The following is a 20618-nucleotide window of genomic DNA, read 5'->3' on the forward strand; positions in this document are numbered from 1 at the left end:
TCGCCCACCTACGCAGCTACCTGTCCACCACCCGCAAGCACGACGTCCCCGCCATCGACGCCCTCACCCGGCTCTTCAAGGGCGATCCGTGGATGCCACCCACGCCGCCAGCTACGTGAACACTTACGCTGACCCGAGGGATCGGCGGGCAACGCTGGATTGGTTGCTAGGGAACGCACGTTCGACTACGATTGGAGACGTATAGCGGAGTAGATGATGGCGTCACGCCCGAAACAGTCCGAACAGCTGCAACACGATCTCAGGTCAGCGACGGAGGCGGCCTCATGACTGCAACACGCCAAGAGCACGAAAACTGGACTGCCGCTGGCTCAGACGTAGCGGCCAAGAACACCTACTCCTCGATTCGCCGTGCACTCGCTGAGGTCTCGCAACGACGTGACATCGAGGTGTTTCTTCAGGGCTCCTACGCCAACGCAACCAACATTCGAAATGACTCAGACGTCGACATTGTCGTCATGACGCGTCAGACGTTCCAGGGGGCGACCGAGCGCCTCAGCCCGGCGGCACAAGATCAGTACCACGCGCTTCCCGAGGCGAGGTTTACGAGGGACGACCTTCGGCGTGAGGTCACGAGTGCCCTGGTCACCTACTACGGGGCGGGGAGGGTTCATGAACGGAACAAGTGCATCAAAGTCGACAAGGCCCCCGGCTACGTGGACGCTGATGTCGTACCATCGCTCCAGTACAGGTGGTATCGCACGCCGGGGTCGGGCTTGCACGGAGATTTCGTGGAGGGGATTGCGATTCATCCTCTGCGCGGCGGGAGAATTATCAACTTCCCCAAGGAACACATCGCTAACGGCCAGGCCAAGAACAGTGTCTGTTCTGGGCGGTACAAAGAGTCCGTCCGGCAAGTAAAGCGGTTGCGCAATCGAGCAGTTGACGAAGGCCGACTGAGGGATGGAGTTGCACCAGGCTACTTACTCGAATGCATGGTGTACAACGTGCCGACCGATAGGTTCGTTTCAGATGACTCGGATCGGCTATCCAGCGTGATTCTTTGGCTGAAACATGCAAACAGATCTGGCTTCCTCTCGTGTGACCGCATACATCGACTCTTCAAGACTGATCCTGGCAACTTCAGTGTTGAGTCAGCTCAGTTGATTATCGACGCCCTTTGGGACGCCTACTGACGTATGCACACATACTCGACGAATGAGTCTAGGGTTGGGATCTACGCAGCTATGGCTGTCGTTGCAGTCGTCTTGGCCCTAGGTGTCGAGGCGGTCGCTTCCCACTTTTCTTGGCCACAGTGGCTCGTTAGCGCCCCCTCGCTGGCCGCCACCTTTGCCTTGGTCTATTGGTTGTTCGATCGATACCTCTGGAAGTTGCCGATCTTGAATACCCTAGGCCTGGTCAAGGTAACGGACATCTCAGGCATCTACGATGGCACGCTGACCAGCACGTTCCAGGACGCGACGGGGCAGGCCATACAGAGAGCTGTGACACTTAAGGTGGTCCAGAGCTGGACGCGGATGTGTGTCGAAATGGCGGTTACCTCCGGGTCGAGTAGTTCTCTGTCGACTTCGGCACTGGGCTCGATGAGTAATGATGGTGCGGCGGCGTGTGTGACCTACGTGTACAAGAATCGCGTCAATCCGGGTGTCGCCGATGCAGATATGGGCGATCACGATGGTGCGGCCGATTTGCGAATCTATGACGATGGTCACTTGACCGGTCGCTACTTCAACAGTCGTCCACGGGCAGGTACGATCGATGGTCAACGACGACCCTGATCACCACGACGTCCGGCACGTCTTGGGGTGGCAATCCGCATGAGTACCAGGCCAGCCAACTGTTACGCGGCGGGTCTTGGTGGTTGCAGTTCAAGGCAGACTAAGGAGCACTACCTCTCCGCTGCTGTTCTTCGCCTAATCGGACTGGCTCCAATCATTGAGGGCGCGCCGGGTATTCCGGACACGAGGAGGGTTGGTGTCTCCTCTCTAAGTTCGAAGATCCTCTGTGATCGCCACAACGAGGCTCTGTCACCGCTTGACGTCGAGGCTGCTCGGTTCTTTGGTGCCATTCAACAGTTTGATGGCGAACTCAGAGATGGGGATGATACCGAGCGGTCGATAGACATCACGGGAGCAGGCCTCGAGCGTTGGTTGCTCAAGGTTCTTTTCGGTCTTGAAGCGACCAAGGCCCGGCTGGGTCGCGGTCAGCCGATCAGAGAGCAAAGTGCCATGCTGGAGGTGCTGTTCGGATCACGAGCGTTCCCGCCGGACTGGGGGATGTATGTGAACGTTCAGTCTGGCGGGAGCTATGCGGCGCCTGCAGATCTGGCGGTGACAACCATGCTCCGGTTGGGTGAACAGAGCTACATCACGGCGTGGTGCCGGTTCCTCCCATTATCACTATCGCTCGGAAAGCCCGACCACGTTCCCGCTGCGATGTACCGACCGAGCGAGCTGCGCCTCAAGCGTGCTGGGTCACGCTCCGCTAAGAGTTTGAAACTTCGGTGGCTTGACGTTTCACCTCACCAGCCGGTTGAGTTCTCGCGGACCGGGACGATGAACGGTTGGGCCGAGCTCCCGAGTTAAGTGTCGGCCTCATCCGCCGGCTAGTCGTCGCGTCCGAATTGACATAGAATGGTAAGCGACTCCATGAATTGCTTGTTCGAAAGGTGACCGAGTAGGGGCGCGGCGTTCTCCAGCCCGACGACGTAGTCCGGCAGAGGTCACGCGGCCCGGGCGTGAGGGCGGTCGAGGTAGAACCCACCATCGGGGTGGGGGCGGACTTCGAAGCCGCCTTCGTGGGCGAGGCGGTGCTCGCGCCGGCAGACCATCACCAGGTTGGACAAATCGGTGGGGCCGCCATCGGCCCAGTGTTTGAGGTGGTGGACCTCGCACATCCACGGTGGGGCGCCGCACCCCCGTAGCCCGCATCCTCGGTCACGGGCCAACACGGCCCGGTACTGGGCGGCCGAGGGGGCCCGGTGGGCACGGCCCGCTTCCAGAGGCTGGCTGTCTCCCTTCATCACTACCCGGGCCACCCCTGCGTCACAGGCCAGGCGGCGTACGGCCTCGGCGCCGATGAGCTCGCCCGTGGGCAGGGCCACCAGGCGTCCCCGGGGCTGGAGCAGGTCTTCCCAGTTGACGACCACGGTCACCAGCGGGCGGGCCGGCTTGGTCGATCCCGGGACCTCAACTCCGCTGGCCCGCCGGACGATCTCAGCCAGGGCCTCGGCCCGCCACCAGGCGGCCGTGCGGTTGGCCCGGCCCTGCGGGTTGCTCGCCCGCCACAGCTCGTCGACCATGTCGGCGATGGCCTGGTTGACGATGGCCGCCGTCTCAGCGTCGAGGTCGCCCCGCACGATGCCCCGGCCGCCGAGCATGGCGATCGTCAGTTCGTTGCGGGACGGGTCGGTGGCTGGCTCGGGACCGTCGGGGTCGGCTCCCGCCGACCAGTGCCGCAGGACCGTGCGCAGCTCGTCGGGCGTGTGCAGGGTGGCCCACTCCACCAGTTGGGCCTCGTCGCGCTCCCACGCGTCGGTGGTCCGCGGGTTGCGGGCGCCCAGCAGGAGCCGGGCGGCGTCGGGCGTGATGGCCCCCGCGTGCAACGCCTGGCCGACCTTGGGGGCACCGGCCAGGCCCGCCCCCAGACGGGTGGCGGCCCGGGCGGCCGAGCGGCTCATGCCGGCCTTGCGGACCAGCCACGTTGTGGCGTCGACCGTGCCGTCGGCGGCCGGGATGGCCCGCACGCCCAGCGTGTGGACTGCATCGGCGAACGACGCCTCGAGGCGGTCGATCACCCGCCTCAGCCCCAGCACCAGCTCCCGCAAAGACTCGTCAGGGAGGTCTCCGGCACCGACCGACAAGTCGATCCCAGCGAGCACCTCCTCCAGCTCTTCACCGAAACCGGCCGCCCCGCCCATGGCTTCATTGTAGCCGAACACACGTTCGATTACAACCCATTTCAGGTGATCCGGAGCGGGGATCTCGAAGCAAGACGTGGCCCGGCGGGAGTGCGGATTACGTGAGCGCAGGGCAGCACCGGGACCAGGTGCCGGCCCGGTGGGCCTTGGACGCACACGCCGAAGCGCTCCGGCGACTGGGGTGCCAGGCCGAGCGGCGGATCAACGGACGCGATCTGGGAGCTGCTGGCGGGCCGACTCTTGTCCGCGTGGGCCTGGACTACCGACGACGGGTCTCCGCCGATGCCTACGGGTTGGTTGCTGCGCTCGAGGTTCGTGCGTCCTGGATCGTCACGACGACGACGCGGTCCTCCTCGGCGAGGTGGCGGTAGACGAGGATCATCCAGCGCCATGGTCCGACGAGGAACCGGTAGCCCTCCCATCTCCCATGCAGCTCAGGCCCGAGCAGCGGAAAGGTGCGCAGCGGCTGGAGGCTGGCCCGCACCCGCGCCGTCGTGTCGGGCGGGAGGCTGTGCGTCAGGATGATCCGGCGAAGATCCGCCACCGCGGCCTTCGCCAGCTCAACGCGAGCCAAGGACAGGCCTACAGGCCGTCGAGTTGGATCGTCTCGCCGACGACGGCTTGGCGGCTGCCCAGTTGCGCTCGCTCCCACGCCCCGTCGATCCCATCCAGCGCGGACGCCACGTTTTGGGGGTCAGGATCGGCGTCGTCGATGGCCGTGGAGAGCAGCGAGCGAGCCAGGGTGCCCTCGTTGACGTGCACCCGAGCCGCGAGACGGGAGAGCTTGGCGGCATGCGCCTCGTCGAGGGTGATGTTGAGACGCTGGGAGTTCACGTCGTCAAGGTACACGTTGCGACGCGGTTCGTGTACGTGGGACCGAGCTACACCGCAGAGGCGTCGGCATCCAACGGCTTGTGCTGCAAGCCGGACGGCTCGGTTCGTATTCGGCCGTCGTCTTCAGGGGCACTCGCCGCTCGGCGGCCCCCGAGGCGTCGGGCGGCGGGTTCATGAGACGGACTGGGTCTTCACGGGGGACCAGGCGCCCGATGACACGCGGTAGAAGGTGAGGACCTTGGCGCGCGTGTCTCCGAAGGCGTCGAACGAGACCTGGCCGGAGGCGCCGGCCAGGTCGGTGCGGGCGACGGCGGCGATGACCGAGGCCCGGGCGCCGGCGTTGACCGTGGTGCGCCCGTCGAGGGCGCGGGCGGCGGCCGCGATGATGACGCGGGTCGCGTCGTAGGCGTACACGCCGTAGTCGCTCGGCGGTTCGGCGAAGCCCGCGGCCTGGTAGGCGGCCACGTACTCGCGGGCCGCGGCCAGCGAGGCGAGGGGCGCCCCCACCGAACTGGCCAGGTCGCCGTCGCTGGCCGGCCCGGCGTTGGCGATGTAGGCGTCGTCCTTCATGCCGTCACCGCCCATGACGGGGACGGCCAACCCGGCCTCGGTCGCCTGGGCCGACAGGCGGGCCGCGACGTTGTACTCGCCGCCGAAGAACACCAGGTCGGGACGGAGGGGGACGACCTGGGTCAGCGGGCCGCCGAAGTTGGTGGTGCCGTCGGGGACGGTGAGGTCGACGACGACGGTCCCGCCCAGTGCCGCGAAGGCGGCCCGGAAGCCGTCGGCCAGGCCCTTGCTCACCGGCTTGGTCTCGCTGAGCACAGCCACCCGCCGGGCCCCGAGGTCGTCGAAGGCGGCCTGGGCCAGGAACGGCGCCTGGACGTTGTCGGCCGTGACCATGCGGAAGTAGTTGGCGTGGGGCCGCACGGGCCGGCCGGGGTCGGCGCCCAAGGTGAGGGCGGGGTCGGTGTTGGCCGGCGAGACCATGACCACTCCGGCCTCGTCCAGCACGGGCGCGACCCGGGCCGCCACCCCCGAGTTGTACGTCCCGACGACACCCACCAGCGACCGGTCGGCGGCCAGCCGATGGGCGGCCGTCTCACCCACGCCCGGGTCGGACGAGTCGTCGACGGCCACGACCTCCAGCCGCCACCCGGGGACGGTGTTGGCGCGGTTGGCCTCGTCGACCGCCAGCTGCACGGAGTTGCGGATGCCCCGCCCGAACTCGACCAGGCCGGCCTCGAGCGGCACGATCACCCCGATCCGGGCGACCGGCCGGTCCTGGGGAGAAGTGCCCGTACAGGCGGCCAGCGCCAGTACCGCCATTGCCACCGCCACAGAAGCGGTTCCCAGGTAAGCCGAAGCCCCTCGCGGCCGGCGACCCCCGGCCGGCGACCACCACCGTGACCGGTCGTGTGAAAGCAAGGTACGGACCTCCGGTCAGCTTCGGTCACCTGGACAGTGCACGCCGCGCCCGTGGTCTGCCCCCGGACGGTACGGACGATGAAGTGGGGCCGCTCGATGGATGACGACCCGTAGCCCTCACACCCGGCAACGCCTTCCGCGACGACCTCCCTAGCGAGGACCTCGCCGGTCCATGCTTGGTGGTGCTGCCGGATGGTCCAATGGTCATGCCGCTCCCGGAAGTGGAACGTCCGGCCGTCGACCGTCCCCCACCACTGCTCCGGGCACACACCGCCCCGCCGCCGCCCGCCGCACCAGCAACCGCCGGGCCTCGGCGCGGTGGTGCGCCCTTTCGGCGTCGAGCCCGAGCCTCCGGTCGTCGGAGAACCGGATGAGCTGCAAGTCGGGCTCGGGTATGTCGTCCACCTCCCCACGGTGGCCGGGCGGGGGCACGACCAGCAACCGGTTTCCCAAAGGCCCCCCGAGCAGCGGGGGAGGCGGTGGTCAGGCGGCGTGGCGGTGACGGGCGGGGTGGTGGGGGCGGTGGGGGCGACGGCCGTGCAGCGGGTGGTGGCCGTGGAGGGGGTGGAGAAGGGCGCGGACCTCACCCACGGGGTGTTGGTGTTGGGCGTAGTCGACGACCCCGAGCGTGCCGAAGTAGCCGCCGGCCACGATGGCGGGCCAGGCGGCCACGGCCACGGCCGTGAACAGGCCGAGGCCGGCGAGCAGGCCCACGACGGTCACCAGCACGAACACCGTGGGTACCCCGACCACCACCCCCCATCGCATCGAACGGGCGACGGAGGCGTCGTCGAGGTCGCCGGGGTAAGGCACATGGGCGTGGGGCTCTCTCATGGCGGCGTCCTTTCTGGCTGACGCTTCAATACAACGCCTGTCCGGCCTCCGGCGACAGGGCCGAACGGCCCGTTCGGTTGCGGTTGGGGGCCAATCCGGCGTCGGTCGGTCCCGGGCGGTGTGGGGGAGGCGGCCCCCGGGTACCGCAACGGCGTGCGGGAGACGGTCCCCGGGGTGGTCCGCCGGCTGCTGGCCTCGTGGCCGGCAGCCCGCCAGGTCGCGCAGGGCGACGTCCTGGGGCTGTCGGGCACGGCCGCCTCCCCTCGCTCACAGCACCTCGCGCCCCGCACGGCCACGGCCGGCTCGGTGGCCCGGTCGATCTGCCCCTACTGCGCGGTGGGCTGTGGCCAACTCGTCTACACCGCCGACGGCGAGGTGACCCAGATCGAGGGCGATCCCGACAGCCCCATCTCCCGCGGGCGGCTGTGCCCCAAGGGGGCGGCGTCGCGGGAGCTGGTGGCCGGGCCGGCCCGCGAGTACAAGGTCCGCTACCGCCGCCCCCACGGCACCGAGTGGGAGGACCTGGCCCTCGACCGGGCCATGGACATGATCGCCGACCGGGTCATCGCCGCCCGCCGGGCGGGCTGGCAGGAGCGCGACGCCGACGGCCACCGCCTCGGGCGCACCCTGGGGTTCGCCCAGCTCGGCGGGGCCACCCTCGACAACGAGGAGAACTACCTGATCAAGAAGCTGGCGACCGCTCTGGGGGCCGTCCAGGTCGAGAACCAGGCCCGGATATGACACTCGTCCACCGTCCCCGGTCTGGGGACATCGTTCGGCAGGGGAGGGGCCACCACCTTCCAGCAGGACCTTCAGAACTCCGACGTTGTGCTCATCCAGGGGTCGAACATGGCCGAGTGCCACCCGGTCGGGTTCCAGTGGGTCATGGAGGCCAAGGCCCGGGGCGCCACGGTCATCCATGTCGACCCGCGCTTCACCCGCACCAGCGCCATGGCCGACCTCTACGTACCCCTGCGGGCCGGCACCGATATCGCCTTCTTGGGCGGCATCGTCAACTACATCCTGGAGAACGGGCGCGAGTTCCGCGACTACGTGGTGGCCTACACCAACGCGGCGGCCATCGTGCGGGACGACTTCGGTGACACCGAGGACCTCGACGGGCTGTTCTCGGGGTTCGACCCCGAGACCGGCACCTACCAGGTGGGCTCGTGGCAGTACGAGGGGGTGGTGGTCGGAGCGGCCGCCGGCCACCGCGAGGTCCACGCGGCCACCGAGGACGAGACGGGCGGTCACGGAGCGGCTCTCGAACAAGGCGAGCCCCCCCGGACCGACCCCACTCTCGAGCACCCCCGGTGCGTGTTCCAGCTCCTCAAGCGCCACTTCAGCCGTTACACGCCCGAGATGGTGGAGAGGACGTGCGGTGTCAGGCGCGACCTGTTCATCGAGGTGGCCGAGCGCCTGTGCGAGAACTCGGGGCCCGAGCGCACGGGAGCATTCGTCTACTCGGTGGGCTGGACCCAGCACACCGTGGGCGTGCAGTACATCCGCACCGCCTCGATAATCCAGCTCCTGCTGGGGAACGTGGGCCGGCCCGGGGGCGGCGTGCTGGCCCTGCGGGGCCACGCCAGCATCCAGGGTTCCACCGACATCCCCACGCTCTTCGACATCCTGCCCGGCTACCTGCCCATGGTCCGGGCCGGCGAGCTCGACAGCCACGAGGCCTACGTGGAGGCCAGCGCCTCGACGGCCGGCTACTGGGCCGACATGGACGCCTACTTCGTGAGCCTCATGAAGGCGTGGTGGGGCGAGCACGCCACCGAGGCCAATGGTTGGTGCTTCGACTACCTGCCCCGCATCGACGGCGACCACTCGGTCTACCGCACGGTGCTCGACATGGCCGAGGGCAAGGTCAAAGGGTTCGTGCTCAACGGCGAGAACCCGGCTGTCGGCTCGGCCAACGGCCGGCTCCACCGTCTGGCCATGGCCCGTCTCGACTGGCTGGTGGTGCGCGACCTGTTCGAGATCGAGAGCGCCACCTTCTGGAAGGACGGTCCCGAGATCGAGACCGGCGAGATGGCCACCGAGGACATCGCCACCGAGGTCTTCTTCCTTCCCGCGGCTGCCCACGTGGAGAAGGACGGGAGCTTCACCAACACCCAGCGCCTCCTGCAGTGGCACGAGAAGGCGGTGGAGACCCGGGGCGACTGCCGCTCGGACCTGTGGTTCCACTACCACCTGGGGCGGCTCGTGCGCGAGAAGCTGGCGGGTTCCACCGACCCGGTCGACCGGCCCGTGCTCGATCTCACATGGGACTACCCGACCCACGGCCCCCACGACGAGCCCCTGGCCGAGGCCGTGCTGGCCGAGATCAACGGCTGGGACGCCCAGGGGCGCCCCCTGTCGGCCCCCACGGAGCTGAGGGCCGATGGTTCCACGGCGTGCGGCTGCTGGATCTACTGCGGCTGCTACCGCGACGGCGTCAACCAGACCAATCGCCGCAAACCGGCGTCGGAGCAGGACTGGGTTGCGCCCGAGTGGGGCTGGGCCTGGCCCGGGGACCGCCGGCTGCTCTACAACCGGGCGTCGGCCCGGCCCGATGGCCAGCCCTGGTCGGAGCGCAAGCGCTACGTCTGGTGGGACGAGGCCCTGGGCCGCTGGACGGGCCACGACACCCCGGACTTCCCGGTGACCAAGCCCCCGGGGTTCGAGCCCCCGCCCGGTGCCCGGGGGGCCGAGGCCTTGCGGGGCGACGACCCCTTCATCATGCAGGCCGACGGCAAGGGCTGGCTGTTCGCCCCCAGCGGGCTCAAGGACGGGCCGCTGCCGGTCCACTACGAACCGCACGAGTCGCCGTTCTCCAACCCTCTCTACCGCCAGTCCGCCAATCCCGCCCGCGTGCAGCACCGCCACCGCCACAACCCGACCAACACCCGGCCCCGGGAGACCGACGCCGACCCCTACCCGTTCGTGATGACGACCTACCGGCTCACCGAACACCACACGGCCGGGGCCATGAGCCGGTTCCTGGGCCGGCTCAGCGAGCTGATGCCCGAGATGTTCTGCGAGGTGAGCCCTCAACTGGCCGGCTTGCGGGGCCTGGAGAACGGCGGCTGGGCCACCATCGTCTCGTCCCGCAGCGCCATCGAGGCGCGGGTGCTGGTCACCGATCGGCTGCCCCCGCTGGTGGTCGACGGGCGGACGGTCCACCAGGTGGGCCTGCCGTACCACTGGGGGACGGCGGGCCTTAGCCGGGGCGACTCGGCCAACGACCTGTTTCCGGTGGTGCTCGACCCCAACGTCCACATCCAGGAGGTCAAGGCGGCCACGTGCGACGTCCGCCCCGGCCGCCGGCCCCGGGGGCCGGCCCTGCGCCGCCTGGTGGAGGACGGGTGAGCGCCCTGGAGGCGGCGTGCCAGACGAGGGGCCGGGTGGGGTTCTTCACCGACACGTCGATCTGTATCGGGTGCAAGGCATGCGAGGTGGCCTGCAAGGAGTGGAACGGCGTGCCCGAGACGCTCGCCCAGATGACCGGCCACTCCTACGACAACACGGGCGCTCTCGGGGCCGACGCCTGGCGCCACGTGGCCTTCGTCGAGCAGAGCGGGCCCGGGGGCGCCCGCTGGCTGATGAGCTCGGACGTGTGCAAGCACTGCACCGAGGCCGCCTGCCTGGAGGTGTGCCCGACGGGTTCGTTGTTCCGCACCGAGTTCGGCACGGTCGTGGTTCAGGAGGACATCTGCAATGGCTGTGGTTACTGCGTGCCCGCCTGTCCCTTCGGGGTTATCGACCAGCGCAAGGGCGACGGCCGGGTGTGGAAGTGCACCCTCTGCTACGACCGCCTGCGGGGCGACCTCGAACCGGCGTGCTCCAAGGCGTGCCCCACCGGTTCGATCGAGTTCGGCCTGCTCGACGAGCTGCGCGGCCGGGCGACCGAGCGCCTCGGCGAACTGGCCGAGCGGGGCGTCGAGGGCGCCCGCCTGTACGGCCACGACGCCGGCGACGGCGTGGGCGGGGCGGGCGCCTTCTTCCTGCTGCTCGACGAACCCGAGGTCTACGGCCTGCCGCCCGCGCCGGCCACGGCCACTCGCCGGCTGGGGGAGATGTGGACGGCAGCCGCCGGGGCAGCCGCCGTCCTGGCCGCCCTGGCCGCCTGGGCCGTGCGGGGTGGCCGCTCGTGAGGATCCCGGCGAGCGGCCCGGCGAGCGGCCCGGCGAGCGGCCCGGCGAGCGGCCCGGCGAGCGGCCCGGCGAGCGGCCCGGCGAGCGGCCCGGCGAGCGGCCCGGCCAGTACAGGGGCGGGAGTTGACCCCTTCCCCGGCGGCGCAGTGAACCAGTCGGCGACGGGGGGCCGGCAGCAGCCGGGAGGTGCGCCGGGGGGCTACTACGGGAGGCCGGTGGTCAAGCGGCCGGTGTGGAAGCCGGAGGTGCCCTGGTACTTCTTCACCGGAGGCCTGGCCGGGGCCTCGTCGGTCCTGGCCCTGGCGGCCCGGGTGTCCGGAGACCGGGCCCTGGCCGCGTCGGCCCGGCGGGCGGCAGCGGCCGGCGCCCTCGTCAGCCCCGTCCTTCTGGTGGCCGACCTAGGCGTCCCCAGCCGGTTCCTCAACATGCTGCGCGTCTTCCGCCCGACCTCGCCCCTCAACCTGGGGAGCTGGCTGCTGTGCGCCTACGTCCCGTCGGCGGTGGGGGCCGCCGCCCTGGGGGAGCGGGCTGGCTGGCCCGTGCTCGGCACGTTGGCCGACCTTGCGGCCGCGGCCGGCGGTCTGGGCATCGCCACCTACCCGGCGGTGCTGGTGGCTGACACCGCCACCCCGGTCTGGCACGAGGCCCGGCGTGAGCTGCCCTTCGTGTTCGCGTCGGCCGCCGCGGCCACCGCCGGGGCCGCGGCCCTCGCCACCGCACCGGCACCTTCAAGGCCGACCGCCCGGCGGATGGTGGTGGCCGCGACGGTCGTCGAACTGGCGGCCGTCTCGGTCATGGACCGCCACCTGGGCCCGCTGGCCCACCCCTACCACGAGGGCCGTTCAGGCCGCTTCCACAAGGCGGCGCGGGTGTCGGCGGTGAGCGGGGCCGTCTTGGCCGCGGCCGCGGGACACCGCCGGGCCCCGGCGGTGGCGGCCGCCGCTCTGGTGATGGCCGGGGCCCTCTGCGAGCGCTGGGCGGTGTTCACCGCCGGCTGGCAGTCGGCCGCCCGCCCCGAGGACACGATCGGTCCCCAGCGCTCACGGGCCGGCGCCGGCCATGGTGCCTGACGAGCGCCCCCCGCCGGCCCCGCGGGCGGGTACACCGGGCGACGCCGGCCAGCCGACCGAAGCCGACCGGCCCGCCGCCCCCGACCCGCCCGCCGACCCCGACCCGCCTGCTCCCGCGGCCCCCGACCCGCCTGCTCCCGGCGCCGACCAGCCTGCGGACGCCGCCCGGGAGGAGGAGGCGGGGGAGCGGCGGGCCATCGGGGAGGCGGTGCGGTCGTGGGGGACGACGGCGTGGGCGATCGTGGGCTTGGCCGCGGCCGGTGCCGTCCTGTTGTGGGTGGCCTGGGTCGTCCGGGTGGTGTTCGCCCCGTTGCTGCTGGCCGGGGTCATCGTCCTGCTGCTCAACCCGTTGGTCACCGCGATGGAACGGCGGAGGTTGCCGCGGGTGGCGGCCACCGCCCTGCTCTACCTCGGGGGCTTGGCCCTGTTCGCCCTCATGGTGGTCTCGGTCATCCCCGTGGTCCAGGGCCAGGTCGAGGAGTTCAGGGCCCAGTGGCCCGAGGTGCAGGACCGGGTCGAGGGGTGGGTGGTGGGCTTGGAGGAGGACCTACGGGGCACGCCCCTGGAGTTCTCCCGCGAGGACCTGGGGGCGCAGGTGAACGGTCCCGTGACCGACCGGTTGTCGCAGCTGTGGAGAGCCGGGGACCGCCTGGTGGGGATCATCATCGTGCTGGTCACCGGGCCGGTGATCGCCTTCTACCTCCTGGCCGACCTGCCCGGCGTCCGGTCGCGGTTGCGGGCCCTGGTGCCGGCGCGGGCCCGGTCGGAGGTGACGATGCTGGGCCGGCGCCTGCACGCCGTGGTCGGGGGGTTCGTGCGGGGACAGATCATCGTGGCCGCCATCGTGGGGGTGCTGACGGCGGTCGGCCTGGCTCTCATCGGGCTGCCCTTCTGGGCCCTGCTGGGCGCCATCGCCGGGGTGGCCGACCTCGTGCCCCTGGTCGGCCCGTTCGTGGGCGGCGTCCCGGCGGTGGTGGTCGCCCTCGTGACCCGGGACGTCATGACGGCCGTCTGGGCCGTGGTGGTGATGGTCGCTGTCCAGCAGCTCGAGAGCCAGTTGATCAGCCCCCTGGTGCTGCACCGCACGGTCAAGCTCCACCCCGCGGCCGTGCTGCTGGCCCTGCTCATCGGGGCCAGCCTGGGCGGCATCCTGGGCATGCTGGTGGCCGCCCCCACGGCCGCCGCCCTCAAGGTGGTGGCCGGCCACCTCTGGTCGGTCCACGTGCTGGGCGAACCGGTGGATCAGCGCAGCGAGTGAAGGTAGGCGGCGATGTCGAGGGCGTCGGCTTCGGTCACCCCCAGGTCGGGCATGGCCGTGCCCGGTCTGACGGCCTGGGGGTCACGCAGCCAGGCCACCAGGTTCTCGGCCGTGTTGGGGAGGTGGCCGGCCACGAACGACCGGCGCCCGAAGGCGGTCAGGGGCGGGCCGACGAAGCTGTCCGCGCCGCGCACCCCGGGGATCGTGTGGCACGCCCCGCAGCCGTAGGCGGCGATGGCCTCCCGGCCCCGGGGCGGGTCGCCCAGGCCGGTGCTCAGGGGCCGCGCACCCCGGGCGTCGGTACACGCTCCACCGGCCAGCGCCAGGGCCACCCAGGCGGCCACCGCCGCGACGGCCCGGCCCGCGTCCCTCACCGGCACGGGCCCACGACCAGACTGGCCCCCCCGGCCACGAGGATCACGAGCAGGAACAGGGGGCTCATGGCCACACCCACGTTGGCCAGCACCCTTGTCCCGCTCCGCCGTCGGTCGGTCTCGGGCACCCGGCGGCGGGCACGGACGGCCACCGTCCACCCGCCGGCGGCGGCCACGGCGGCCACCACCGTGCTCAGGTGCAGCCACAGCGAGGGCCCCTCGCACGCCACCGGCACGAGCACGTAGCTCACCAGCAGGTGGGTGAACCATGCAGCCGGCGCCAACGCCACCCCCACCAGGGACTCGGCCGCCGGCCCCCGGGCCAGCTCCAGCACGCCTGGTCCCCGCCCGACGGCGTCAAGGTCGCGGTCCTCCTCGAGAGCACTCACAGCAGCCGAGGCCCGAGGTAGAGGGTTCCGGCCACGGCCGACCACGACAGCAGGAGGAACCACCACCACACGGTCACCACCTGCACCCCGGCGTGGGCCTGGCTGTCGTACTCGCCGTGGCCCAGGCGGTAATCCAGCACCGCGGCCATGATCACCCCGGGCGCCAGCAGGCAGAGGAAGAAGCCGTGCAGGGTGATGAAGATCCCGTCGTAGGCGTGGGCGTCGATGGCCAGCCCGCTGGCCCGCAGGGCGGCGGCGTCGACCACCACGAAGGCGGCCCCGATGGCGACCAGCGCCCGTAGGCCCATCCGGGCCCGCCCTGCGGCATCGGGCCCGGCCGACGGCAGGGCCCGGCGCAGGGGCAAGACGGCCAGCATGAGCACGGCCGTGGCCACCGCCGGCAGGCCCAGCCCCGGTAGGGCCGTGCCCGGCGGCGGCCAGCGGTCGACGGTCACGCTCAGGTAGAAGTAGGCGTAGAGGAGCGCGCCGAGGACGGCCCCCAGGCTGGCCGCCCCGAAGACGGTCCCGTGCCAGGCCTCGGGCCGGCCCCGATGGCCGGGCGAGGGCATCTCCTGCTCGGGCCACGTCGTTCCCTCGGCCAGGGCCTCGGTCTCGGTGGGCCGCGGTGCCAGCCAACCGACCAAGGCCACGACCGCGCCCGCCAATCCGGCCGCGCCGATCACCACCGACTCGACCAGGATGCCCACCAGCACGACGGCGAGGGCGGCCGCGCTGACCAGCGGCCAGTAGGTCGGGCCCGGCACGGTGAAGACGGCCTGGGGCACGGCGTCGATGGCCGAAGTCCGTAGCTGTTCGCGCCGGCCGGCGGTGGGCTCGGACAGCCGGGCGACCGCCGCCTCGACCTCGGGGCTGAGCCCGGGGTCGCCCGGCTCCCACCTCGGCGTGCGGCTCCCCACCAGGGGCATTGACCGGAAGTTGTAGGGCGGCGGCGGCGAGGCCGTGGCCCACTCCAGCGAGTCGCCGCCCCAAGGGTCGTCGCCCGCAGCCGGGCCCCGCCGCCAGTTCCACGCCAGGTTCCAGGCGAACACGGCCACGCCCGCGGCCAGCAGGAAGGCCCCGGCTGTCGACACCAGGTTGTAGCCCTCCCACCCGAGGCCCGAGTGGTACGTGTAGACCCGCCGGGGCATGCCCAGCAGGCCCAGGAAGTGCTGGGGGAAGAACGTCACGTTGAACCCCGCGAAGATGGACCAGAAGGCGATCTTGCCGGCTCGCTCGCTCGGCCGCCGCCCGGTCAGCTTGGGGAACCAGTGGTGGAGGCCGGCGAACACCGGGAACAGCACGCCGCCCAGCAGCACGTAGTGGAAGTGGGCCACCACGAAGTAGCTGTCGTGGGCCTGGAAGTCAAAGGGTGCAGCCGCCACCATGACCCCGGTTATCCCCCCGAGCACGAAGATCACCAGGAAGCCGACGACGAACAGCAGGGGGGTGTCCCACCGGGGCCGGCCGTGCCAGATGGTGGCGATCCACGCGAACACCTGCACGCCGCTGGGGACGGCGATGAAGATGCTGGCCACCGCGAACAGCATGAGGACCAGGGCGGGCAGCCCGACCGTGAACATGTGGTGCGCCCACAACCCGAAGCTGAGGATCCCGATGGCGACCAGGGAGGCGACCACCAGGGGGTAGGCCACCACCGGGCGCCGGGTGTGGACGGCTACCACCGCCGAGACGATGCCCGTGGCCGGGACCAGCATGATGTAGACCTCGGGGTGGCCGAAGATCCAGAACAGGTGCTGCCACAGCAGGGGGTTGCCGCCCCCGCCGGGGTCGTAGAACGGGACGCCGAACTTGCGCTCGATCTCCAGCAGCACGGTGCCGGCGATCACGGCCGGGAAGGCGAGCAGCATCATGGCCGACATGACCAGCACGCTCCACACGAACAGGGGCATGCGGCTCAGCGACATCCCCGGCGCCCGCTGCTTGAGGATCAGCACCAGCAGTTCGAGCGCTCCCACGATCCCCGAGACCTCGACGAACGTGACCCCCAGCAGCCAGTAGTCGAGGCTGCTCCCGGGGGAGAACTCCGGGCCTGACAAGGGTGTGTAGGCGAACCACCCCCCGTCGGGCACGGACCCCGTCAGGAAGCTCCAGTGCAGCAGCACCCCGCCGAACAGGTAGCACCAGTAGCCGAAGGCGTTGAGCCGGGGGAACGGCATGTCGCGGGTGCCGATCTTGAGCGGCACGAGGTACATGGCCAGGCCCTCGAGGATGGGCACGGCGAACAGGAACATCATCGTCGTGCCGTGCATCGTGAAGATCTGGTTGTAGAGCTCGGGGGACAGCAACGACGACTCGGCCGTGCCCAGTTGGAGCCGCAGCAGCAGGGCCTCGGCCCCACCCACGAGCAGGAAGATGAAGGCGGTGACGACGAAGCGCTTGCCGATGTCCTTGTGGTTGACCGCGCTCAGCCAGCCGAGGAACCCGGGTGGGCCCGTCCAGGCCTTCTCCAGCTCGTCGGGCGGCGCCTGTCCGGCCGGCTCCGGCGGTCCCGCGGGAGGCCCGGGGGGTGAGGTGACGGCCACTACCGAAGGCCCTCGAGGTAGGCGATCACGGCCTGGAGCTCGTCGCCGTCGAGGGGGGTGGCGGGCATCTTGGCCCCCGCCTTGAGCGAGCGGGGGTTGGCCACCCAGCCGCCCAGGTTGCCCCGGTTGTTGGCCACCGTGGCCGCCCCGATGGTCTGGCGACGCCCGAAGTGGGTCAGGTCGGGGCCCAGCACCCCGGCCGCGGCCGTGCCCCGCACGGTGTGGCAGGCCCCGCACCCCGAGTCGTTGAACACCCGCTCGCCCCGCTGGGCCAGCGCCCCCTGGGGCGGGGCCCGGCCGGCCGCCTCGGACGCCAGCCACTGCTCGAACTCGGCCTCGGGCTGGGCCACGACCAGGAACTGCATCTTGGTGTGGTCGAGCCCGCAGTACTCGGCGCACACCCCCCGGTACACCCCGGCCTGGCGGGCCACCAGGTTGAGATTGGTCGTCTCCCCCGGGATGTTGTCGATCTTGCCGGCCAGCTCGGGCACCCAGAAGCTGTGGACCACGTCTTGCGAACGCAGGGTGAGGTCGACCGGCCGGCCCACGGGGATGTGGAGCTCGTTGGCGGTGACGGCGCCGCTCTCGGGGTAGCGGACCTCCCACCAGTACTGGTGGGCGACGACCTCGACGGCCAGGTGCGTGGCCCCGGCCTGGAACGCCACCCGGTTGGTCGTGCGCATCACGACCAGCGAGAGGGGCACGAGCACGACCAGGGGCAGCACCACGCCCCCGGCCACCACCAACGGGTAGCCGGCCCGGTCGCCCACCTCCCCGTCCACGTCACCGGCGGCCCGGGGGCGGGAGGCCACGACCGCCCGCACGAGCACCGCCGCCACCAGCACGAACACGGCCGTCCCGAGCCCGAACAGCAGCCACCACAGCCCGGCGATCTCCCTGGCCCCATCGCCCTTGGGGGCCAGGGCGTTGGGCCCGTCCCCGCAGGCGGCCAGCCCCATGCCCACGGCCACCGCGGCCCCGGTCCGTGCCGCCACCGCCTTCACGGCGCCCCGCCTTCGTCGTCCCGAGCGGCCAGGTCGCGGCAGAACCGCCACGCCAGCAGGCCGGCGCCCACCGGGACCACCGCCAACGCCACCCGGTAGGCGGTTGTCATGGTATCGACCCCCACGCCCAGGGCCAGGCCCTGCAGGTCGTGGCTCCCGGCGAACACCAGCGTGCCCAGAAAGGCCAGGGCAGCCACACCCAGGGCGGTGCGGACGGGCCGGTCGCGCGGCCGGTCCAGGAGGTGGTGGGGGTTGTGGTCGCCCGTCACCCGGGCCTCCAGGTACGGCCAGGCGTAGAGGACCGCGAAGACCACCAGGGGCAGCAGCACCCCCGCGAAGAACGGGCTGGGGACCTCCCGGCCCCACAGCACGAGGTCGAGGGCGGGCAGGACGCGCAGGGCCCCCTCCACCCACCCCAGGTACCAGTCAGGCTGGGCGGGGACGGTGGCCGAGGCCGCGTCGAACGGCCCGTACAGCCACACCGGGCCGATCTGGACGAGGCCGCCCAGCCCGACGAGCACGGCGCCGACCACGCAGAACAGGGCGGCCGACCGGGCCGCATAGGAGGGCCACAGCTTCTCGCCCACGACGTTGCCCTCGCTGGCCCCGTGGCCTCGGAACTGGGTGTGGGTCTGGCGCCATACGAGCACCATGTGGGCCGCGAACAGCCCGACGATGGCCAGCGGCAGGATGACCACGTGGAGCCACCACAAGCGAGAGATGAGCCCGGGCGAGGGCAGTTCGCCCCCGAACAGCATCGACACCAGGCCGGGCCCGATCACCGGCACCGACAGGGCGAAGCTGTAGCCGATGCGCAGGCCCGTCCCCGACAGCAGGTCGTCGGTGAGCGACAGCCCGAAGAACCCGTTGGCCACGGCCAGGGCGGCCAGCGTGACCCCGATCGTCCAGTTGAGGCGGCGGGGGCGGCGGAAGCCGCCGGTGAAGAAGACACGGGCGGCGTGCACGACGATGGCCCCCGCGAACACCAGCGCGGCCCAGTGGTGGGTCTGGCGCATGAGCAGGCCGGCCCGGTGCTCGAAGGTGATGTCCAGCACCGAGTGGTAGGCCCGTGAGACCTCGACCCCTTGGAGCGGGGCGTAGGAGCCGTCGTAGGTGACCCGTTCGCCGCTGGCGTCGAAGAACAGGGTGAGGAACAAGCCGGTGACGACCAGCACGGCCAGCGAGTACATGGCCACCTCACCCAGCAGGAACGACCAGTGGTCGGGGAACACCTTCTCCTTGGCCTTCTCGACGAAGGCCCCCACCCGCCCGGGGCTCACGCCGGCCGGTCCCACCAGCCGGGCCCCACGGCGTCGGGGAAGTCGCCGATCGCCCGCAGGAAGCCGTCAGAGCCCACCTCCACCGGTAGCTGGGGGAGCGGCCGCCGGGCCGGGCCGTGGACGGGCCGGCCCCCGCCGATGACGTCGAAGCTGGCCTGGTGGCAGGGGCACAGCAGCACCTGGGCGCGCTGCTGGTAGAGCCCCACCGGGCACCCCATGTGCGTGCACAGCTTGGAGTAAGCCACGTAGCCGGCCGGTGCCCAGTCGGCGCGCCCGGGGGCGCCGATGGACCGGCCCGGTTCGAGGCGGACGAGCACCACCTGGGAGTCTCCGGCGTCGGTCCGTCCTTCGGGGTAGACGGTGAGCAACCCACCGACGTCGAGGTCGTCCACGTGGACCGCCCGCCCGTCGTCGGTGACCAGCCGGGCCCCGGGCGTCCACGCCGTGGCCCGCAGGGCCCGGCGCCCTCGCCTGGTCTCGCCCCGCAGGGGGACGGCGAAGATGATGGCGGTCACAGCCACCGCCCCGGCCAGGGCCTTGGCCAGAAAGCGTCGGCGGGCCACAGGCACCTCGGGAAGGGAGGGGTGGCGGGGCTCGATGTCGGGCGCGGGTGGGGCCGAGCGCCGGGCCGCGCCGACCAACCCGACGGCCATGGCGCCCAGGGCCGCAGCACCCAGCGCGCCCTCGACCTGGGTGTGGCCTCCCAGCACCCAAGTCGTGACGACCCCGCCTCCGGCCAGCGCGGCCACCGCGAACGGAGCGAGGACACGGGCCCTCACGGGCGGCGGGCCACCCAACGGGCGGCCAGCATGAGCCCGGCCACGCCCGCGGCCCAGGCCACCAGGCCCTCGTCGACCCGGCCGGTGCTCCCCAGGGGCAGGCCCCCGGGCCGGGCCGGCTCCCGCAGGCCCAGCACGTAGGCGGCGATGGCGTCGACCTCGGCCGGCCCGAACGTCGCCGGGTCGAAGGCGGGCATGGCGCCCGGGGCCACGATCATCGACGCGGCCACCTCGACCGCGCTGGCCTCGAACAGGGCCGGCGCGGTCTCGCCGTAGGCCAGGGCGCCGCCGATGCCGGTGGCGCTGTGGCAGGGCGCGCAGTGCAACCGGTAGAGATGGCCGCCGCCCGCCAGGTCGCCCCGGTCCGGGTCGACCGAGGGCACCGCCGGCCCGGGCCCCAACGACGCCACGTAGGCCACGAGGGCGTCGATCTCCTGGGGCGGGTAGGCAGGCGGGCGCCGGACCGGCCTCTGGCCGGCGTCGGTGATCGGCATGCGCCCGGTGGCCAACCAGAAGTGGGCGCCCGCCCCGCCCACGCCGGCCACGGGCGGGCCCTGGAACGAGCCCCGCCCCTCGGGGCCGTGGCACCCGGCGCAGTCCCGCAGGTAGAGCCGGCGCCCGGCCTCGCCCGCCGGCCCCGCCTGAGCTTCGCCCACCGGGCCCGCCTGACTGACCTGAGCGGCGGCCGCCGGGCCCGCCTGAGCTTCGCCCACCGGGCCCGCCTGAGCGGCGCCCGCCGGGCCCGCCTGAGCGGCGCCCGCCGGGCCCGCCTGAGCGGCGCCCGCCGG

General features: G+C 71.6%; 20 protein-coding genes. 6 read left to right on the top strand and 14 right to left on the bottom strand.

Annotation, left to right across the window (positions count from 1 at the left end):
- Positions 1-191: 191 nt before the first annotated feature.
- Positions 192-1154: a nucleotidyltransferase gene (locus AB1673_15465; GenBank protein MEW6155364.1), complete on the top strand. Its 963-nt coding sequence runs from the start codon at positions 192-194 to the stop codon at positions 1152-1154.
- Between the two features lie 51 nt (positions 1155-1205).
- Positions 1206-1757 carry a hypothetical protein gene (locus tag AB1673_15470; protein ID MEW6155365.1) on the top strand — a complete coding sequence of 184 codons (552 nt, stop codon included), beginning with the start codon at positions 1206-1208 and terminating at the stop codon, positions 1755-1757.
- Between the two features lie 249 nt (positions 1758-2006).
- Here AB1673_15470 and AB1673_15475 read toward each other — a convergent pair whose 3' ends face one another.
- From AB1673_15475 to AB1673_15505, 7 genes are all read right to left on the bottom strand, one after another.
- Positions 2007-2201, bottom strand: a complete 195-nt coding sequence (locus tag AB1673_15475) for a hypothetical protein (protein MEW6155366.1) — start codon at positions 2199-2201, stop codon at positions 2007-2009.
- A gap of 500 nt (positions 2202-2701) precedes the next feature.
- The gene (locus AB1673_15480; GenBank protein ID MEW6155367.1) at positions 2702-3919 is read right to left on the bottom strand and encodes a DUF222 domain-containing protein; all 1218 of its coding nucleotides are present in this window, start codon (positions 3917-3919) and stop codon (positions 2702-2704) included.
- 265 nt (positions 3920-4184) lie between these two features.
- Complete coding sequence (locus AB1673_15485; protein ID MEW6155368.1) at positions 4185-4472, bottom strand: type II toxin-antitoxin system RelE/ParE family toxin; 288 nt, start codon at positions 4470-4472, stop codon at positions 4185-4187.
- 8 nt (positions 4473-4480) lie between these two features.
- Positions 4481-4732, bottom strand: a complete 252-nt coding sequence (locus AB1673_15490; GenBank protein ID MEW6155369.1) for a hypothetical protein — start codon at positions 4730-4732, stop codon at positions 4481-4483.
- Positions 4733-4903: 171 nt separating this feature from the next.
- Positions 4904-6061 carry a branched-chain amino acid ABC transporter substrate-binding protein gene (locus AB1673_15495; GenBank protein ID MEW6155370.1) on the bottom strand — a complete coding sequence of 386 codons (1158 nt, stop codon included), beginning with the start codon at positions 6059-6061 and terminating at the stop codon, positions 4904-4906.
- A gap of 303 nt (positions 6062-6364) precedes the next feature.
- Positions 6365-6565: a hypothetical protein gene (locus AB1673_15500; GenBank protein ID MEW6155371.1), complete on the bottom strand. Its 201-nt coding sequence runs from the start codon at positions 6563-6565 to the stop codon at positions 6365-6367.
- 78 nt (positions 6566-6643) lie between these two features.
- On the bottom strand, positions 6644-6994 hold the full coding sequence (locus tag AB1673_15505) for a hypothetical protein (protein ID MEW6155372.1): 351 nt from the start codon (positions 6992-6994) through the stop codon (positions 6644-6646).
- Positions 6995-7228: 234 nt separating this feature from the next.
- Here AB1673_15505 and fdh point away from each other — a divergent pair, with 234 nt between their 5' ends.
- From fdh to AB1673_15525, 4 genes are all read left to right on the top strand, one after another.
- Positions 7229-10348 carry a formate dehydrogenase gene (fdh, locus tag AB1673_15510; GenBank protein MEW6155373.1) on the top strand — a complete coding sequence of 1040 codons (3120 nt, stop codon included), beginning with the start codon at positions 7229-7231 and terminating at the stop codon, positions 10346-10348.
- Complete coding sequence (locus AB1673_15515; protein MEW6155374.1) at positions 10345-11133, top strand: 4Fe-4S dicluster domain-containing protein; 789 nt, start codon at positions 10345-10347, stop codon at positions 11131-11133. Before fdh ends, AB1673_15515 begins: the two co-directional genes overlap by 4 nt.
- A 215-nt stretch (positions 11134-11348) precedes the next feature.
- Complete coding sequence (gene nrfD, locus AB1673_15520; GenBank protein MEW6155375.1) at positions 11349-12203, top strand: NrfD/PsrC family molybdoenzyme membrane anchor subunit; 855 nt, start codon at positions 11349-11351, stop codon at positions 12201-12203.
- Entirely contained in the window at positions 12196-13461 is a 1266-nt protein-coding gene (locus AB1673_15525) for an AI-2E family transporter (GenBank protein ID MEW6155376.1), read from the top strand. The genes nrfD and AB1673_15525 overlap by 8 nt, the downstream gene beginning before the upstream one ends.
- Here AB1673_15525 and AB1673_15530 read toward each other — a convergent pair.
- The 7 genes from AB1673_15530 to AB1673_15560 form a co-directional block, all read right to left on the bottom strand.
- Positions 13446-13841: a c-type cytochrome gene (locus AB1673_15530; GenBank protein ID MEW6155377.1), complete on the bottom strand. Its 396-nt coding sequence runs from the start codon at positions 13839-13841 to the stop codon at positions 13446-13448. The two genes, AB1673_15525 and AB1673_15530, sit on opposite strands and share 16 nt — an antisense overlap.
- Positions 13832-14224: a hypothetical protein gene (locus AB1673_15535; protein MEW6155378.1), complete on the bottom strand. Its 393-nt coding sequence runs from the start codon at positions 14222-14224 to the stop codon at positions 13832-13834. The genes AB1673_15530 and AB1673_15535 overlap by 10 nt, the downstream gene beginning before the upstream one ends.
- On the bottom strand, positions 14221-16767 hold the full coding sequence (ctaD, locus tag AB1673_15540; GenBank protein MEW6155379.1) for a cytochrome c oxidase subunit I: 2547 nt from the start codon (positions 16765-16767) through the stop codon (positions 14221-14223). The genes AB1673_15535 and ctaD overlap by 4 nt, the downstream gene beginning before the upstream one ends.
- On the bottom strand, positions 16767-17771 hold the full coding sequence (gene coxB / locus AB1673_15545) for a cytochrome c oxidase subunit II (protein MEW6155380.1): 1005 nt from the start codon (positions 17769-17771) through the stop codon (positions 16767-16769). The genes ctaD and coxB overlap by 1 nt, the downstream gene beginning before the upstream one ends.
- Entirely contained in the window at positions 17768-19051 is a 1284-nt protein-coding gene (locus AB1673_15550; GenBank protein ID MEW6155381.1) for a cytochrome b N-terminal domain-containing protein, read from the bottom strand. Before AB1673_15550 ends, coxB begins: the two co-directional genes overlap by 4 nt.
- Entirely contained in the window at positions 19048-19830 is a 783-nt protein-coding gene (locus AB1673_15555; GenBank protein ID MEW6155382.1) for a Rieske (2Fe-2S) protein, read from the bottom strand. Before AB1673_15555 ends, AB1673_15550 begins: the two co-directional genes overlap by 4 nt.
- Positions 19827-20618, bottom strand: a 792-nt coding sequence (locus tag AB1673_15560) for a c-type cytochrome (GenBank protein MEW6155383.1), incomplete at its 5' end; no start/stop codon positions are given. The genes AB1673_15555 and AB1673_15560, both read right to left, overlap by 4 nt.

It is taken from the genome of Actinomycetota bacterium (assembly GCA_040754375.1).
Lineage (GTDB): Bacteria > Actinomycetota > Acidimicrobiia > Acidimicrobiales > AC-14 > JBFMCT01.

Coding starts and splice junctions, on each gene's coding strand:
- AB1673_15495 (MEW6155370.1), bottom strand. CDS start 6,061: ATGGCGGTACTGGCGCTGGCCGCCTGTACGGGCACTTCTCCCCAGGAC.
- AB1673_15505 (MEW6155372.1), bottom strand. CDS start 6,994: ATGAGAGAGCCCCACGCCCATGTGCCTTACCCCGGCGACCTCGACGAC.
- AB1673_15470 (MEW6155365.1), top strand. CDS start 1,206: ATGGCTGTCGTTGCAGTCGTCTTGGCCCTAGGTGTCGAGGCGGTCGCT.